This is a genomic window from Pseudomonas brassicacearum (assembly GCF_009601685.2).
In the GTDB taxonomy this organism is placed as follows: Bacteria; Pseudomonadota; Gammaproteobacteria; order Pseudomonadales; family Pseudomonadaceae; genus Aquipseudomonas; species Aquipseudomonas kilonensis_B.
In genome coordinates this window covers 4,999,083-5,015,452 of the sequence record NZ_CP045701.2, presented here as the reverse complement: position 1 = coordinate 5,015,452, position 16,370 = coordinate 4,999,083, and the positions used below count along the sequence as shown (strand labels likewise).

Genomic DNA, 16,370 nt, shown 5'->3' with positions numbered 1-16,370 from the left:
ATGAAGCGATTCAAGTTTGTTTTTGATGTTGATTCGATCAGTGGTTTGCAGATGCTGGCCCTGGTTGAAGAGGTTTTGAATAAGTTTTCTTCCCCTTTGGTGTTTTTTCTACATGGGGACAAGGTTGATATCAAAACGCTTGAAAAGAAAATATTGAAAAAAAAATCATGGCCTAGTGGATTGATGTCTGGTGGGTATGAGCTCCGATTCGGGTTGCTTCCAGCACTGGGTTATAGCTTTTTAGTGCTAGAAGAATCAGAGAACTATAATAATACTGAGTTGGAAGAGGAAATAGGGCCTATTCTCGGTGCGGAAGGTTTTATTCAAGCGTGGGTTTCTGATGTCGAATATGATTTTTGGCAGAACGCTACAGACCCTCTAGAGTATGAATGCGCGGGTCGCTCTCTTTCAGGTCTTCCAATGAAGTCTAATGGCTTGCCTCCTCCCTTGGATCAGATGGAAATTGATACATCAGGGAATCCTGGGCGTAACGTGCTCAGACAAGGATATATTGAGGCGATTGGAAGCACTATGTGGCTGGGTAATCTTTTCTGGGAGAGAGTTAGTATGGATAGATTTTCCAGTATTTCGTTGTTGGAAAGCCAAGGATTCAAAGTTTATGATTGTGGTGGTTTTTTTAAAGTTGTAGCGTCTGATAAGGTTTTTTTTGATGGTTCAACCCTAGAAAAACAATGTGCTCTCAGGCAGATTTTATTTGGGTTAAATTGACGGTTTAGATGGTGCAAAAGGACCTGCGACTGGACAACTGTCTGGTGAAATCAAAGTGACGGGGAACGGTGCACCAACAGCAAATGATGCGACTTTTACAGCAACATTCACATCAGGATGGACAAGCATCTCGAATGATGCTCGCGCGGTGGTCCGGGACGTCGAGTACCATTCAGGTGTGCCAATGCTCTCTATCAGCGCACACAACTTGCCGATGAGTTGCGTCAGGTGGATCACACTTACGACTGAGAAAGGGGATTTATTTATTGGAAAGGGCGGATGATTTAATTTCTTAGATTTCCAAATAAATCCCCTTTTTTGAGTCGGCAAGGACCAGCAAGGCAACGCCAGCAGCGTCACCCGCAGCGGCATCAGTGGCGGCACCATCGTCATCAGCAACGACGCCGAGCAACAGAAGCGCACCGGCAAGAACGGCGAGCAAACTATCGCCAGCCTCAACCGCGATGTCTCCAGCGACCGCGACACCACCAACACGCTCAAGCCGATCTTCGACGAAGACGAAATCCGTGCCGGTTTCGAGATCGTCGGGGCGTTCGCCAACGAAGCCAGCACCTTGCTCGCCAACAAGGCCAAGGAAGTCGACCGTAAGTGATCCATGACCCCCACATTCCAAGCCCGCATTTGATCCCCGATGCTTCGCTCCCGATCTCTTTCTGGAGCCAGCCCCGCCATGATGCGACCCGACGCCAAAGTCGAAAAAGTGTACCTCTACCCCAAGCCGGTGGACTTTCGAAAATCTATCGACGGCCTCGCCGCGTTGGTCGAACTGGATATAAAAGTGGCGGTATTCGATCCAATACTTTTCGTCTTTCTCAACAAGTCCCGCAACCGCGTGAAGATCTTGTACTGGGAGCGCAACGGCTTCTGTCTTTGGCTCAAGCGCTTAGAATCCGAGCGCTTCAAAACGTCGCCCGATGCCACGGACGAGGCGATTATCCTCAGCGTCCAGGAGCTGAACTGGCTGCTCGACGGTTTTGATCTCTGGCGTAACCGTCCTCATCAAGTTTTGACGCCGCGCTACGTGGCGTGACTCGGTATAATCCGGGCCATGATTTCTCTACCCGACGACCTTCCTGATGATCCTGTTTTGCTCAAGCAATTGCTGCTTGAGGCACTCAGTCGCCAGGAAGAATCGGCGCAAGCTTATCAGACCCATATTGTCGACCTGAAAGAACAGATCAAGCTGTTGCGCGACCGTCTATTTGGGCGCAAGTCCGAGCAAACTGTTGAGCCCAACACGCCGCAATTGGCCTTGTTCAACGAGCCTGAAAGCGAACCCATGCCGCTAGTTGGCGACGCTGATGAAGAAGTCGTTGCACCGACACCTCGCCGTGGCAAACGCAAGCCGTTGTCGGCTGAGCTGCCACGTATCGAAGTTATCCATGAACTGCCCGAACACGAGCTGACCTGTGCCTGTGGTTGCCGCAAACATGCCATTGGTGAGGAAACCAGCGAGCAGTTGGATATCGTGCCGATGCAGATCCGCGTCATCAAACATATCCGCAAGATCTACGCTTGCCGAGGCTGCGAAACTGCACCGGTCACCGTCGACAAACCGGCCCAGTTGATCGAAAAAAGCATGGCCAGCCCTAGCGTGTTGGCGATGCTGCTGACCACCAAATATGTTGATGGCTTGCCGTTGCACCGGTTTGAAACGGTGCTAAGCCGACATGGCATTGATATTCCGCGCCAGACTCTCGCGCGCTGGATCATCCAGTGCAGCGAGCACTTTCAGCCACTGTTGAATTTGATGCGCGACCGATTACTGGAAAGTCCGGTGATCCATTGCGATGAAACCCGCGTCCAAGTGTTGAAAGAGCCGGATCGAGACCCGACCAGTCAATCCTGGATGTGGGTGCAAGCCAGTGGTCCGTCGGATCGAAAAGTCGTGCTATTCGATTACACGTCCAGCCGTGCGCAGGAGGTGCCGTTGCGTTTGCTGGAAAGCTATCGTGGCTATGTCATGACCGATGATTACGCTGGCTATAACGCCTTGGCGTTGCAACCGGGCGTGGAGCGCTTGGCGTGCATGGCCCATGCACGACGTAAGTTCGTGGACGCGCAAAAAGTGCAACCCAAGGGCAAGACGGGACGTGCGGATATCGCGCTGACGATGATTAACAAACTGTATGGAGTCGAGCGTGAACTTAAGGTTGCCAGTGATGAACAGCGGTTTATCGCTCGCCAGGAAAAGAGCCTGCCGATCTTGGGGCAGCTGAAAGTCTGGCTGGATAAAACCCAATCCCAGGTGACGCCGCAAAGTGCATTAGGCAAGGCGGTGCATTATCTGGCGAATAACTGGAGCCGACTGGAGCGCTATGTCGAAGCGGGTTATCTGCCCATCGACAACAACCCGGCCGAAAGAGCGATCAAGCCGTTTGTCATTGGACGCAAGGCCTGGCTGTTCAGCGATACCGTCAACGGCGCCACTGCCAGCGCAAAGATCTACAGCCTGGTCGAGACCGCCAAGGTCAACGGCCAAGAGCCCTATACGTGGTTGCGCCACGTACTGGAGCGGCTGCCTCAGGCTTCGTCGCTTGAAGATTATGAAGCCTTGCTGCCGTGGAACTGCTCGCCAGAAATGCCACGGTAAACCGTTAATCCACTGTTGGGTAGGTGGGGTTTATGGATCGCATACAGTCGACCTCAAGCGCAAACAGGCCGAGGCGGCTCAGACAGCGGCTCTGGACCCCAACGCCAAACTCACCGACACCGAACGCCTGGCGCTGCTCGGCAGCGCTCAGCGCCTGAACGCCGAAGCCAGCGGCATCGCCGACAAGTGGGGCGCGGGCGGTACCTACCGGCAGATCACCACCGCCCTGGTGGGCGCGGCCAGCGGCAACATCAGCGGCGGCAACAGTGCCTTCGTTCAAGGGCTGGTGGTCAATTACGTGCAGCAGCAAGGTGCCGGCTACATCGGCGACCTGGTGGCGGACGGCAAACTCACCGAAGGCTCGCCGCTGCACGCCGCCCTGCACGGCATCGTCGCCTGCGCTGGCGCCGCCGCCAGCAGCCAGAGCTGTGGCAGCGGTGCCGCAGGCGCGGCGGCGTCGAGCCTGCTCACCGGCCTGTTCTCCGAAGCCAGCCCCGATGAAAGCGAATCCCAGCGCGAAGCCAAGCGCAACCTGATCGTCAGCATTGTCACCGGATTGGCCGCCACCAGTTCCTCGCTCGACCCGGCTACCGCCAACAGCGCGGCCGGCGCAGCGGTGGACAACAACTGGCTGGCGACCCAGCAACTGGTTCAGGCGGAGAAGGAATACGACGCAGCTGACGGCTTAGGGGCCAAGGCGCAAGTGATCGCCAAGTGGGCGTACATCAATCAGAAACAAGACGTCCTGACCCGCTTCGGCGTGGGCAAAGGCTTGGTGCAGGCGGGTTGGAGCGACGTCGAAGGCTTGGCGCAGTTCCTCCTCCATCCGGTTGATGGAATCAACGGCCTCAAGGCCCTGATCAACGACCCCGAGGCCCGCAAGCAGTTCGGCGATGGCGTGGTCAACGAACTCAACGCCAAACTTGACCGTGTCAAAGACGCTTTGGAGAACGGGGGTGATGATCGCGCCGTGCAACTGGGGCAGGACATTGGCGAACTCGTCTGGCAGGTCGGCAGCATCGCGACGGGCGTCGGCACGGCGGCCAAGGGCGGCGTGGCGTTGGCGAAGACCGGGATCAAGGTGGGGGCGGAAGGGCTTGAAAAGATGGCCGATATGGCCAAAATTGCGAAAGCTGAAGTGTCGGCTGGTAAGCCGCTGCAGTGGAGCAGCGTGGAGGGGGCGTATAGCAAGAAACTTGAGGGGGGGTATGGCCCTGGCACGACGACGGTTAATGGGAAGGTTGTCGAGAACCCTGGGGAGTACAGTGTTGGAGCAAAAGCAACAGTAGATAAGCCCGTTCGTTCCTTGGAGCAGTTATTGCCTGATGGCAAGGTTCCGAGCGTCCGGGGAGGGGAGTTCAATCGTTGGTTCGATGGATTATCTTCGGCAGAATTGGACGTTTTGTGGCAAAACAAGGCAGCTCGTGACGCGATAGAAGCAAGGATAAGACAACCAGGTGGATTGCATGAGTGGTGTATGGTGTGTCGGGCTCCTGACTTCAAAAAATGGGGAGTGCCGATGGACGAGATCCAGAGGTTCAGAACCAAGACGACTGAATTGAAATGGATCAGTCCTATCGACGGTAAGCCTGGCGGTCATGGCGGTTACGCTTCTGGTACTTTTCATAATGAATTAAAAGCCGTTATCGATAACAGTAAATCTCTTGATGAGTTTAATTTGGGAATTCTTTCCCTTCAAAGTAGGTGGAAAATAGATCCTAATTTATTACCACCTCTACCAAAGGCTGGAGGGAAATAGGTATGAAGTCTTTATTGTCCGACTGGTGCGCCTTCTGTGAAGGCAGGGCAGTCTTCGATAAATCTCACTTTTTGGGATTGTTGAAAGCGCACAGTGGTTCCGAGGAGCTTCGACGTATATTCAGCTATTTTCCGTTTTCGGAAGAGCTGGTTGATAGAGCCGAGCGCGTTCTAGCCTCTGGAGATATGGAGAAGTCTCTGTATCTCTTGCCAAAACTTAAAGTTGGAGAGGGCGAATTAATTCAGCTAGGCCGGGAGTGGCTCAAGGAGCAAGAAAGAGTATGCGGGGTGCTCGGTGACTCTGAAGTTCTAAAGATTTGTGAGAATGCCCAGGTGCTTTTTGTTGATGGTCACGATATGGATCACTGGCTTCAGCAAGATATTCCTCATTACTGGTTGTTTGATGAGATTGGGGATGCAATCAGGGGGAGCAGAGTTTCTGATACTGAGCAGACTTATGCGCTGTTTGAGGCGTTCTATGGGTTGGCTGCGGATTATTATCTTGCTTGGTACGTTGGGCAGCCATTGTTTGAATTTGATATTGATTTGGAGTCTTACTTTAGATTCTGGCGAGCCGGAGGACGGTGTGCTCTCACCGGGAGTGGGTTCTTAGTGGCTCGGTAAAGCAAAGTGGATAAGTCATAAATAATATTTACCATTGAGCTACCGACGGGAGATCACATGGAGGTGAGAGACGAGGATTTTGAGTGTTTCATTCGTGTAATGGGTGAAGCAACATCACATCGGCAGGTGCCTGGCTCCCATATTGCGAAATATCGGGGGATACTACCGGACGCGTTGCTCACCTATTGGCAGAAAGAAGGTTGGTGTGGGTATGCCAATGGTCTTTTCTGGACGGTGGACCCAGACGATTACAAGTACCTGCTCGATATATGGTTATCCGGTACTGAATTTTTGCAGATAGATAATTACCACGTTATTGCTCGGAGTGCTTTTGGAACGCTGTATGCTTGGGGCGAGAAATACAATCAGAAAATTGTTGTTTCATGTCCGACGGGATCTATCGTCGCGTTGATGAATAAGCTGAAAGTTCTTAATAAAGATCCGGATCTAGCCATCCAGACATTTTTCGCTATGTCTGATAAGGAGCGTTATGATCTGGAGGATGGTCGAGGTGATTTTTTATTTGATCGAGCGCTAGAGAAGTTGGGGGCACTTGACGAGAGTGAGGTCTACGGCTTTGAGCCGGCATTGTTTGTTGGAGGGACGGCTTCGCTGGATCAGTTGGTTAAGTGCAATTTGGAGGTTCACTTAACGAACCTTCGACAGATTCGTTCCTGAGTGAGCACGGTAAGCGGAACGACGTTGTACTGGCGTAAAGGAGTATATCGAAATGGATGAAATCAACGTCCGGCTTCATCAGCACCGGCGCTGGCTGTTGCAGTCGGAAGGCCTGACGGCTCAAGAGCTCGACTATATCGATGAGGACCTTGCCAGCGACTCATTAAACGGATTGGACAATGTGGCTGATTCGCTGGGGATGCTGGCGACTTATCACGGCATTCGGGGCGAAGTCGCGATCAGTGACGGAGAGGCTTCTGGCTGGGAGCAGGTCTCGCGCTCGATGATGTACCGTTATTGGGCGCTGATGCTCAAGGCCAAGGCTTTCTCCAAAACGAGTTTTCTTCAAGGCATCCAAACCGTCCCCAACCTGACTAACCAGTTGAGCCTTGCTGGGTGCTTGCTGGCCGGGTTGATAACGGTTGATCGTCGTGATCTGGCTGCATCCGTGGCCGATGTGCTTGCCGGAATGTTGACCGTCAAAGGCGCCGTCGATTCGAGCTATCTTGAGCAGCGTCGATTCGAACCTTTCATGCTCTGGCTTTATTCAGTCTATTCGCAAGGTGCTGCGCTTCCGGAGATCAAGTCGCTCTCGCTCGGTTGCGCAGCAGCCGCCAAACAAACAGGTCCGCTGCGCGGCCCAGCGGGAGCAAGCTCCCTCGCCACGGGTGTTCAACCAATCCGCTGCACTCGGGTTATCCAACACCTTCCCCTTAACGGAACGCCATCCCCTGCCGATAACCCGATGAGCCCGGTTGTCTCCAGCGTTTCGGCTCGCAATGTGCGTCACGACTCAGCCAGGCCAAGCGGTTGCTGAAAACCCTTGAACGTTGCTGGCTGGTGGCTATCATCTGCGCGCCTCGGGGCTGTGACACGGCGTTTCGTTGTTATGCCATTGGGTTATTTTCTTACTTGCCTGGACATCCTCGATGCTGGCGTACCACCAAAAAAGTTTTCTGATCGTCGATGATTTCTCGGATTTCCGCAGTTCGATCCGCTCCATGCTGCGTGAGCTGGGCGTCAAGGACGTGGACACCGCCGACACCGGTGAAGTGGCGCTGCGCATGTGTTCGCAGAAACGCTATGACTTCATCTTGCAGGACTATCACCTGGGCGACGGGCGCAAGAATGGCCAGCAGGTGCTGGAAGACCTGATGGTCGAAAAGCTGATCAGCCATGAAAGTGTTTTCCTCATGGTGACCGCCGAGACCAGCCAGGCGATGGTGCTCAGTGCCCTGGAGCATGAGCCGGATGCGTACCTGACCAAACCGTTCAACCGCTCTGGCCTGGCCCAGCGGTTGGAGCGGCTCGAGCAGCGCAAGACCCTGCTCAAGCCGATCCTGCAAGCCCTCGATCGTGGCAAGCCGATGGAAGTGCTCAATGCCTGCATCGCCCTGTGCAAGCAGGACCCGCGCTACGGGCCGTTGTGCCTGCGTTATCGGGCCGATGCGTTGCGCGACCTGAATCAGAACGAGGCTCTTGAACGACTGTACAACTCCATCATCGCGGATCGCCCGTTGCCGTGGGCTTATGCGGGGCTGGGCAAGTTGATGTTCAAGCGCGGCCAGGTGGGGCAGGCCAAGGCTGTCTATGAAAAGGCCCTGAAAGTCTTTCCGATGATGCCGGCCTTGTACGACGGCATGGCCGACGTGCTGGTGGCCGAAGGTGACACCAAACAGGCGCAGCACGTGCTGGAAGAGGCGGTGCGCCTGTCGCCGCTGGCGGTGCGCCGCCAATCGTTGTTGGGCAAGCTGGCGATGACCAACGAAGACTACGACACGGCTTCCCGGGCCTATCGCCAGGCGGTCGGGCAGGGCGCGCAGTCGCGCTTCAAGGACCCGGAAAGCAATCTCGGCCTGGCCCATGCGCTGATCAGCAAGGGCAGCGAAAAAGGCCTCGACACCCGCACCCGGCTGGAGATCAACACGACGCTCAGCGCCGTGGCGAAGGAGAACCTCAACGACCCGGGGCTGCAGGTCCGGGCGCGGCTGATGAAGGCCACCAGCCTGTTGCTCAACGATGCCGAAACCGCCGAAAAGCTCACCGAACAGGCCTTGCAGCGCCTCGATGGCATGGAGCAATTCATGAGCGCCGAGGCCGCGTTGCTGGTGGCCAAGCAGTTGCAAATGCTTGGCCAGACCAGCGCCGGCGAGTCGATGCTCAAGAACTGCGCGGAAATCTACGGTGATGACCCGACGGTGATGCAAGGCATCGCCAAGCTGACCGACGACCCGAACATTCTCAACCAGGGCAATGCCGCCGCCGAGTTGAACCGCGAAGGCGTGCGGGTCTACAAGACTGGCGCGTTGCCGCAGGCGCGGGAGCTGTTCCGCCGCGCCCTGAAGATGCAACCGAAGAACATCAGTATTGCCCTGAACATGGCGCAATCGCTGCTGCATGGCACCGACACCAGCGTGGAGTCGCAACTGCTGCAGGAATGCCGCGCCTGCCTGAAACTGGTGGGCATGATGCCCGACACCGATGCGCGTTTTGCGCGTTATCAAAAACTGCGAAGCAAGGCATTTGGCGATGAATGACAGCGAACAGGCCCTCGATTTTTCCACGGTGATCGCGTCTACCGTGCACGACATGAAGAACTCCCTGACCTTGCTCATGCAGGCGCATACGCAATGGCTCGAGCGCTTGCCCGACGCCGAGCGCCAGACCTCGGAACAAGGCGTCATCGAGTTCGAGTTCGCCCATCTCAATGGCCTTATGGTGCAGTTGCTGGGGCTGTACAAACTCGGCGTCAACCAGTTGCCGCTGCACCCGGCCTATCATGAGTTGGATGACTTCATCGAGGCGCAACTGGCCGGCCATCAGGACGTGTTCCGCAGCCGCGGGATCATGGTCACCTACGACGTCGATCCGCTCAGCCCCCTGGGCTTTTTCGACCGCGAATTGGTCGCTTCGGTGCTCGATAACTGCATCAACAACGCCATTCGCCATGCGCGCCAGGCGCTGCTGATCAGTGTGAGCGATGAGGCCGGGCAACTGGTGCTGACGATCAATGACGACGGCGAAGGTTACCCGCCAGAGATGATCGAGCGTCAGGCCGAGTATGTGCAGGGCATCAACCACAGCAGCGGCAGCACCGGGCTGGGCCTGTACTTCGCCGCGCGGATCGCCGGGCTGCACCAGCGCGGTGGCGTGAGCGGGCGTACCGAGATTGCCAATGGCGGTGTGTTGGGTGGTGGGGTGTTCCGGCTTTACCTGCCCTGAGCGTGCGCTTTATAAAAAACAGCACAGATCCCCTGTGGGAGCGAGCTTGCTCGCGATAGCGGTGCATCAGTCAGCTCAATATTGACTGAGCCGACGCCATCGCGAGCAAGCTCGCTCCCACTCGTATTGCACAGGATTTAATTGTCTGTGGGTGCTTGATATTCCGAACAGCCGAAGCCTATTTTGTACGGGTTGCCGTTCGCGGCTCGCACATAACAAGGATTGCGTCATGACGACCGATGGCCAGCGTTCACTCGCGCAGCGACTGACGGGCATTGATGAGATTGAATGTGTCACGCCGGATTTGAATGGCGTGCCGCGGGGCAAGGTGATGACCGCCGAGGGGTTCCTCGAAGGCCGGCGGTTGCAGTTGGCGCGGGGCGTGCTGCTGCAATGCATCATGGGCGGTTATCCGCCATCGCGTTTTTACGGCAGTGACGACGGCGACCTGGCGCTGGTGGCCGATCCGAAACAGATTCATCGCCTGCCCTGGAGCCTACAGCCCCGGGCCCTGGCGATCTGCGACGCCGACGAGTTGACCGGTGAAAGCTCCCGGCTTTCGACACGCGGCCAGCTCAAGGCCGTTGTCGCACGTTATGCAGCCCTGGGCCTGGCGCCGGTGGTGGCGACCGAGCTGGAATTTTTCGTGTTCGCCCCCAACCCGGACCCGACCCAGCCGTTCCAGCCGCCGATGGGCCTGGATGGACGTCGCGAAGACGGCCATTCGGCGTTCAGCGTCAGCTCCAACAATGGCCTGCGTCCGTTCTTCAGTGAAGTCTATGAATGCATGGCGGCGCTGGGCCTGCCTCGCGACACCTTCATGCATGAAATGGGTGTGAGCCAGTTCGAGATCAATCTGCTGCACGGCGACCCTTTGTTGTTGGCCGACCAGACCTTCCTGTTCAAGCACCTGCTCAAGGAAGTGGCCCTCAAGCACGGGCTCACCGTGGTCTGCATGGCCAAGCCCCTGGCTCACACGCCGGGCAGTTCGATGCATATCCACCAGAGCGTTGTCGAGGCGCACAGCGGTCGCAATGTTTTCAGCGACGAAGCGGGCGAACCGACCGCGACTTTCCGACACTTCATCGGTGGGCAACAGGCGTGCCTGGCGGACTTCACTGCGTTGTTCGCACCGAACGTGAATTCCTACCAGCGCCTATGCCACCCGTTCGCCTCACCGAACAATGCCTGTTGGTCCCATGACAACCGCTCGGCCGGGTTGCGGATTCCCGCCAGTTCGCCGGTGGCCCGGCGGGTCGAGAACCGCTTGCCGGGAGCCGATGCCAACCCCTACCTGGCGATTGCCGCCAGCCTGGCCGCCGGGCTGTATGGGATTGAACATCGGCTGGAGCCGAGCGCGGCGATCCAGGGCGAATTCGAGGTGCCGGATAATCTCTCGTTGCCATGTACCTTGCATGCCGCCTTGGAGCGTCTGAAGCGTAGTCATCTGGCGAAGGAACTGTTCGGTACGGAGTTCATCGAAGGCTACATCGCCTCCAAGACCCTGGAACTGACCAGCTTCTTCGATGAAATCACGCCCTGGGAGCGGCGTGTCCTCGCGGCCCAGGCATAACGAACCGTCGCATTCGGGCTATCTTCAACAGGTAGCCCTTACTCACCTCAAGGAGCCGCTCGGAACGCCGATGCGCCAAATCTGGAAACCTTTTCGAGCGCTTTATTTCGCCTCGCTGATGATGTTGATCGGCTCGGGCCTCTTGAGTACTTACCTGGCGTTACGCCTGGCCGCCGACGATGTGGACAGCCTCTGGGTCGGTGCGCTTATGGCCGCCAACTATTTCGGCCTGGTGCTGGGTGGCAAGATCGGCCACCGGCTGATCGCCCGCGTCGGCCACATCCGCGCCTATTCGGCTTGCGCCGGGATCGTCGGGGCTGCGGTGCTGGGCCATGGCCTGGTGGATTGGCTGCCGGCCTGGATCGTGCTGCGGATGATTGTCGGCCTGGGGATGATGTGCCAGTACATGGTCATCGAGAGCTGGCTCAACGAGCAAGCCGATGCCAAGCAGCGTGGGGTGGTATTCAGCGGCTATATGATCGCCTCATACCTTGGGCTGGTGCTGGGTCAGTTGATTCTGGTCATGCACCCGGCCCTGGGCCCTGAGCTGTTGATGCTGGTAGCGCTGTGCTTCGCCTTGTGCCTGGTGCCCGTGACGCTGACCCGGCGAATTCACCCGGCGGCGCTGCATCCGGCGCCCATGGAGCCGCGCTTCTTCATCAAGCGTGTGCCGCAGTCCTTGAGTACGGTGCTGGGCTCGGGGTTGATCGTCGGTTCGTTCTATGGCCTGGCGCCCCTGTACGCCTCTCAGCAGGGCCTGTCGACCGAGCAGGTGGGTTTGTTCATGGGTAGCTGCATCTTCGCCGGGCTGCTGGTGCAGTGGCCCTTGGGCTGGCTGTCCGATCGATATGACCGGGCACTGCTGATCCGCTGCTTTGCGCTGGTCCTGACGATCTGTGCGCTGCCGTTGGCGATTCTTCCTGCGGTGCCGTTGGAGGTGCTGTTCGTCGCGGGGTTCTTCTGTTCGCTGGTGCAGTTCTGCCTGTATCCGTTGGCAGTGGCGTTTTCCAACGACCACGTCGAAGCTGATCGAAGGGTATCCCTGACCGCGATGCTGCTGGTGACCTATGGGGTTGGCGCCAGTATCGGACCGCTGGTAGCAGGGGTGCTGATGAAGATGTTCGGCAGCCAGATGCTCTATGCCTTTTTTGCCTTCTTCGCCCTGGTGCTGGTGTGGCGAATCCGGCCGAAGGCGGTGACCAACCTGCATCAGGTCGACGACGCACCGCTGCATCACGTGGCGATGCCGGACAGCATGTCCAGTTCGCCGCTGGTGGCGTGCCTCGATCCCCGGGTGGACGAACAAGTGGTGCAGGAGCAGATGCACGTCGATCCTGTGCCGATGGAAGAACCGGTCGAAGAAGAACCCGTCATGGAGGAAACGGCCGCCGAGGAGGCGAGCGACGAGCCGCCGACTCCCGATTTCACTCAGGCCAGGCCTTGAGCCAGTCATAAAAAAACGGGCAGTCACCGCAAGGGACTGCCCGTTTTTTTACGTATCGAAAATCAGAGGTCGTCTTTATCGAAGCGCCGGGCTTCTCGCTGGAGCTGGTAGACGAACCGCTCGACCTGCCGTTGCACCAGGCCACTGATGTTGTGGAAGCGTACGCCGGCGAACGTGGTGTTGATCCTTTCTTCGAAATGCAGGTAACGCAGCTCGACGGGCGCGGTCATGTTGCCAAAAGGCAGGGCCGCGATGAAGCGCTCGTACACCTGGCCCAATTGCAGTCGCTGCGTGATGTCGCCCTCGAAGCGCAACTTGCAACCGGTGGCGGAGATGTCCAGCAGCTTGCCATCCACCGGGGACTTGAGCTTGTCGCCGCCCAGTTCAACGTTCACCAGTTGTGCCAGTTTCAGGGCGGCGCGGAAGGCGTTGCGACGTTGGTGGTAGACCACTTCGTCGGGCAGGGCGCCGCGATAGCAGCGACCGTCGCTGGATTCATCGATAGTCAGTGGGCCCTTGCCATCCCATGCGATACGCACGCCGTCATGGAAACCCTCGACACGAAAAGGCTCACCGGCCAGCAGGAAACGCTCGCCGTCCCGGGGAATCATTTCATCCAGGGCAATGGAGTTGGTCTCGCGATCGACATTGACCAGATAGCTCTGGAAGCGCTGGCTACGTTCGTGGAAGGTAATGATCAGTGGGTCATGGCTCTCTTGCAGCATCCGCAGGTTGCCGGAGATTTCCAGCGGCGTGGTGAGGACCTTGGGTGGCTGCGGAGCATCATCCGCGTTTGAGGCATTGAACACGGTGAGTCAATCTCCAGGCAAAATACGACTACGAATGGCCGGCATTTTGCCAGCATGTATCGCGCGTTGATAGAGCGAAGGCATTGTTCGTTTCATGCCTGGCTGAGCGGGCGGTGCTTGACCATTTTGGCGGTCGAGCCGCGAGCGTCATACAGCGTCGGGATCTCGCCACCGTTGAGGATGCGCAACTGGTTGGCGGTGGCGGCCTGCTGCATCAGGATCGACTGGCCGTTGCGAGCGTTGGTTGCCTGGCATTGGGCGAGCAGGTCGTTAAGCGCTTTGCTCTGGGACAGCAACTGATCGCCGATCGTCGACTGACCAGCCAGTTGCTCGAGGCCGTCATGGCTGGCGGGCAGGTTGAGGCTGGCGAGGATCTCGCTGCGTTTGCGGCCATGCTGGTCAAGCAGGATGATCAATGCCTGTTTCTGCGCCAGGATATTCTCCAGCAGAGGCATGTCGCGACCGTGCAAGGCCACGGATTCGGCCTGCAGCAATTCCAGCAATTGTTGCGCTGGAACAAAGTCGTCGATGATCAATTGCAACAAATGAGTGTCGTGCATGGCGGGCCTTGGGTCTTAAGCGTCCAAAAGCCTGGCGCAGGCGGCGGCCTAGCGCTGGGCTTCGAAGTTGAGCAGTTTGCTGGCTACGCGGTTGCTGTCGACCTTGTAGCTGCCATCGGCGATGGCTGCTTTCAACTCGGCCACACGGGCGTTGTCGACGACAGGTTGATCGCGCAGCTTGTCAGTGACCTTCTGCAACTGCTGAGCCTCATTGCTGAGGTGTACCGACTCCCCGTTGCTGACCTGTTCGGCGGGTGTAGACAGCGGCGCGGATTTGTCGGTTTCGACGGTTTCCTTGGTGGCGCTGGTACGCGTAGTGCCTGTCAGCGGTGAAGAGCTGTTTAAACGATTGAAATCGATGACCATGGTAAAAAACCTCTGGGTATTTGGACGCTTGCCATGTTTTCGGCCATCCCCAAAAAAACTTTAGGCTCATTTATACAATGAACGTGCGCACGTCTGCGCTTGCCTTTGCATAAGGCACAGTCTAGGGAACACCGGGATCAAGCGCCAGCTTTCTACCTCCTCTACCCGATCACTACATCGCCACTTCCACTTGGCCCGGGGCCATCACCTGCGCCTTGATAACGCGCTGGGAGTTGAGGTTTTTTACCCGTATCTGTTCACGCATGCCACCGTTGGACAAGGCCTCGCCGGGCATCCGCACGGACAGGGAGCCGCTGCGGGCGGTGATGACCACCTGGTCGCCCTTGCGGACCACCTCGGCCTGCTCCAGGTGGACCAGTGTCACGATCTGATCGGCGACCATTGGTCGGACAAGTTTCTGTCCGATGGCCTGGTCGACGGAGGTCAGGAAGCCCTGGTTGATCTGGCTGACGTCCCGTTCGCGCAACGTCACGTCCTGGGGCTCGACGATCCCGGCCCGCCTCAGCGGACGCGTGGTGGTGACGATTTCCCGAAACAGGCGCACTTGAGCGGGCACGAACACCGTCCAGGGCGTGGTGCTGTCGCAACGAACCTTCACCGTGACGCGGCCCAGGGGGCGTGACGGGCTCTCCAGCGAAGCAGTCAATTCCTTGTCGCACATTGGCATGCGCAGGCGCGGATCGATCTGGTTGACTTCGATCTCGTAGCGACCTTCCGTTTGACTGGTAGCCAGATAGTCTTCTACGGTGAATTCAAGAAAGCCCTGAGTGACGCCGATAAGGAGATCAGGCAAGGTAACCGGAACAGCAGCAAGGGCAGGACCGCCCGAAGTGAGCAGGCAGACAGCCAGCAGTGCACCGAGCCAGTGGCGGCAGTGAGTGGTCAGGCGTCGAGAAAATGTCGTTTGTGCGTTCATGCCGGTTCAATAGCAAGCCCCGTGCCGTTTAGTGATGAATGCGCGTCGGACACATTAGCGTTAGGTAGGAGTCAGGGCATGGCGGGAGTAATGGATTCGGTAAACCAGCGCACTCAGCTGGTTGGTCAGAATCGCCTGGAGCTGTTGTTGTTCCGTCTCGACGGCCAACAAATGTATGGGATCAACGTATTCAAGGTTCGCGAGGTGCTGCAATGCCCCAAGCTGACCTTGATGCCCAAGTCCAGCCCCGTCGTGTGCGGTGTGGCCAATATTCGGGGAGCGACCATCCCGATTCTCGACCTGGCGATGGCGACCGGTTCCGGTCGTCTGCTGGACCAGAGCAATCCGTTTGTGATCATCACTGAGTACAACACCAAGACCCAGGGTTTCCTGGTGCGCTCGGTGGAGCGCATCGTCAACATGAACTGGGAAGAGATCCATCCACCGCCCAAGGGCACCGGCCGCGATCACTACCTCACGGCGGTGACCCGGGTCGATAACCAATTGGTGGAAATCATCGACGTGGAGAAGATCCTCGCCGAAGTTGCGCCCACGCCGGAAGCGATCTCCGTGGGTGTGGTGGATGCCGAAACCCAACACAAGGCGATTTCGTTGCGGGTGTTGACCGTCGATGACTCGTCGGTGGCCCGCAAGCAGGTGACCCGTTGCCTGCAAACGGTCGGCGTCGAGGTAGTGGCGTTGAATGACGGGCGACAGGCGCTGGATTACCTGCGCAAGCTGGTCGACGAGGGCAAGAAGCCCGAGGAAGAGTTCCTGATGATGATCTCCGACATTGAGATGCCGGAGATGGACGGGTACACCCTGACGTCGGAAATCCGCAGTGACCCGCGCATGCAGAAACTGCACATCATCTTGCATACTTCATTGTCCGGGGTTTTCAACCAGGCGATGGTCAAGAAGGTCGGCGCAGACGATTTCCTGGCGAAATTCCGTCCCGATGACCTGGCTTCACGGGTCGTCGATCGGATCAAGGCGGCAGAATAAAAGGTCGGGCGCGTTGTGCGTCCGGCAAGTCAACACGATGAAAGAGGCGGT

The 16,370-nt window shown here is 57.4% G+C and carries 15 protein-coding genes and 2 pseudogenes; 13 read left to right on the top strand and 4 right to left on the bottom strand.

Translation table 11 applies throughout. The features are described 5' to 3' along the window. From GFU70_RS21600 to GFU70_RS21540, 12 genes and pseudogenes are all read left to right on the top strand, one after another. Positions 1-729, top strand: a complete 729-nt coding sequence (locus GFU70_RS21600) for a hypothetical protein (protein WP_058544898.1) — start codon at positions 1-3, stop codon at positions 727-729. 343 nt (positions 730-1,072) lie between these two features. After that, positions 1,073-1,339 (top strand): annotated as a pseudogene (locus GFU70_RS29185) (hypothetical protein); the annotation flags it as partial. Between the two features lie 81 nt (positions 1,340-1,420). Continuing rightward, complete coding sequence (tnpB, locus tag GFU70_RS21590) at positions 1,421-1,780, top strand: IS66 family insertion sequence element accessory protein TnpB (RefSeq protein WP_226920929.1); 360 nt, start codon at positions 1,421-1,423, stop codon at positions 1,778-1,780. 18 nt (positions 1,781-1,798) lie between these two features. Next, positions 1,799-3,343: an IS66 family transposase gene (gene tnpC, locus GFU70_RS21585; RefSeq protein ID WP_153387853.1), complete on the top strand. Its 1,545-nt coding sequence runs from the start codon at positions 1,799-1,801 to the stop codon at positions 3,341-3,343. Positions 3,344-3,389: 46 nt separating this feature from the next. Beyond that, a pseudogene (locus GFU70_RS28830) lies at positions 3,390-5,102 on the top strand (hypothetical protein); the annotation flags it as partial. A gap of 2 nt (positions 5,103-5,104) precedes the next feature. After that, entirely contained in the window at positions 5,105-5,725 is a 621-nt protein-coding gene (locus tag GFU70_RS21570; protein WP_058544883.1) for a hypothetical protein, read from the top strand. Between the two features lie 57 nt (positions 5,726-5,782). Next, positions 5,783-6,403 carry a GAD-like domain-containing protein gene (locus GFU70_RS21565; RefSeq protein WP_217501195.1) on the top strand — a complete coding sequence of 207 codons (621 nt, stop codon included), beginning with the start codon at positions 5,783-5,785 and terminating at the stop codon, positions 6,401-6,403. Positions 6,404-6,455: 52 nt separating this feature from the next. Beyond that, positions 6,456-7,220 carry a hypothetical protein gene (locus tag GFU70_RS21560; RefSeq protein WP_226920974.1) on the top strand — a complete coding sequence of 255 codons (765 nt, stop codon included), beginning with the start codon at positions 6,456-6,458 and terminating at the stop codon, positions 7,218-7,220. Positions 7,221-7,332: 112 nt separating this feature from the next. Continuing rightward, positions 7,333-8,940: a tetratricopeptide repeat-containing response regulator gene (locus GFU70_RS21555; RefSeq protein ID WP_058544884.1), complete on the top strand. Its 1,608-nt coding sequence runs from the start codon at positions 7,333-7,335 to the stop codon at positions 8,938-8,940. Next, on the top strand, positions 8,933-9,625 hold the full coding sequence (locus tag GFU70_RS21550) for a sensor histidine kinase (protein ID WP_058544885.1): 693 nt from the start codon (positions 8,933-8,935) through the stop codon (positions 9,623-9,625). The genes GFU70_RS21555 and GFU70_RS21550 overlap by 8 nt, the downstream gene beginning before the upstream one ends. A gap of 331 nt (positions 9,626-9,956) precedes the next feature. Next, positions 9,957-11,198: a glutamine synthetase family protein gene (locus GFU70_RS21545; RefSeq protein WP_175360040.1), complete on the top strand. Its 1,242-nt coding sequence runs from the start codon at positions 9,957-9,959 to the stop codon at positions 11,196-11,198. Positions 11,199-11,268: 70 nt separating this feature from the next. Continuing rightward, complete coding sequence (locus GFU70_RS21540; protein ID WP_058544887.1) at positions 11,269-12,642, top strand: MFS transporter; 1,374 nt, start codon at positions 11,269-11,271, stop codon at positions 12,640-12,642. Positions 12,643-12,704: 62 nt separating this feature from the next. Here the strand turns inward: GFU70_RS21540 and GFU70_RS21535 are convergent, their stop codons facing one another. The 4 genes from GFU70_RS21535 to flgA form a co-directional block, all read right to left on the bottom strand. Further along, positions 12,705-13,451, bottom strand: coding sequence for a flagellar brake protein (locus GFU70_RS21535; protein WP_058544888.1), 747 nt, complete (start codon positions 13,449-13,451; stop codon positions 12,705-12,707). Between the two features lie 92 nt (positions 13,452-13,543). After that, complete coding sequence (locus GFU70_RS21530; RefSeq protein ID WP_058544889.1) at positions 13,544-14,011, bottom strand: flagella synthesis protein FlgN; 468 nt, start codon at positions 14,009-14,011, stop codon at positions 13,544-13,546. A gap of 48 nt (positions 14,012-14,059) precedes the next feature. Then, the gene (gene flgM, locus GFU70_RS21525) at positions 14,060-14,377 is read right to left on the bottom strand and encodes a flagellar biosynthesis anti-sigma factor FlgM (RefSeq protein ID WP_053124375.1); all 318 of its coding nucleotides are present in this window, start codon (positions 14,375-14,377) and stop codon (positions 14,060-14,062) included. Between the two features lie 172 nt (positions 14,378-14,549). Further along, entirely contained in the window at positions 14,550-15,314 is a 765-nt protein-coding gene (gene flgA, locus GFU70_RS21520; RefSeq protein WP_058544890.1) for a flagellar basal body P-ring formation chaperone FlgA, read from the bottom strand. A gap of 78 nt (positions 15,315-15,392) precedes the next feature. Here flgA and GFU70_RS21515 point away from each other — a divergent pair, with 78 nt between their 5' ends. Further along, complete coding sequence (locus tag GFU70_RS21515; RefSeq protein ID WP_058544891.1) at positions 15,393-16,319, top strand: chemotaxis protein CheV; 927 nt, start codon at positions 15,393-15,395, stop codon at positions 16,317-16,319. Positions 16,320-16,370: the final 51 nt, after the last annotated feature.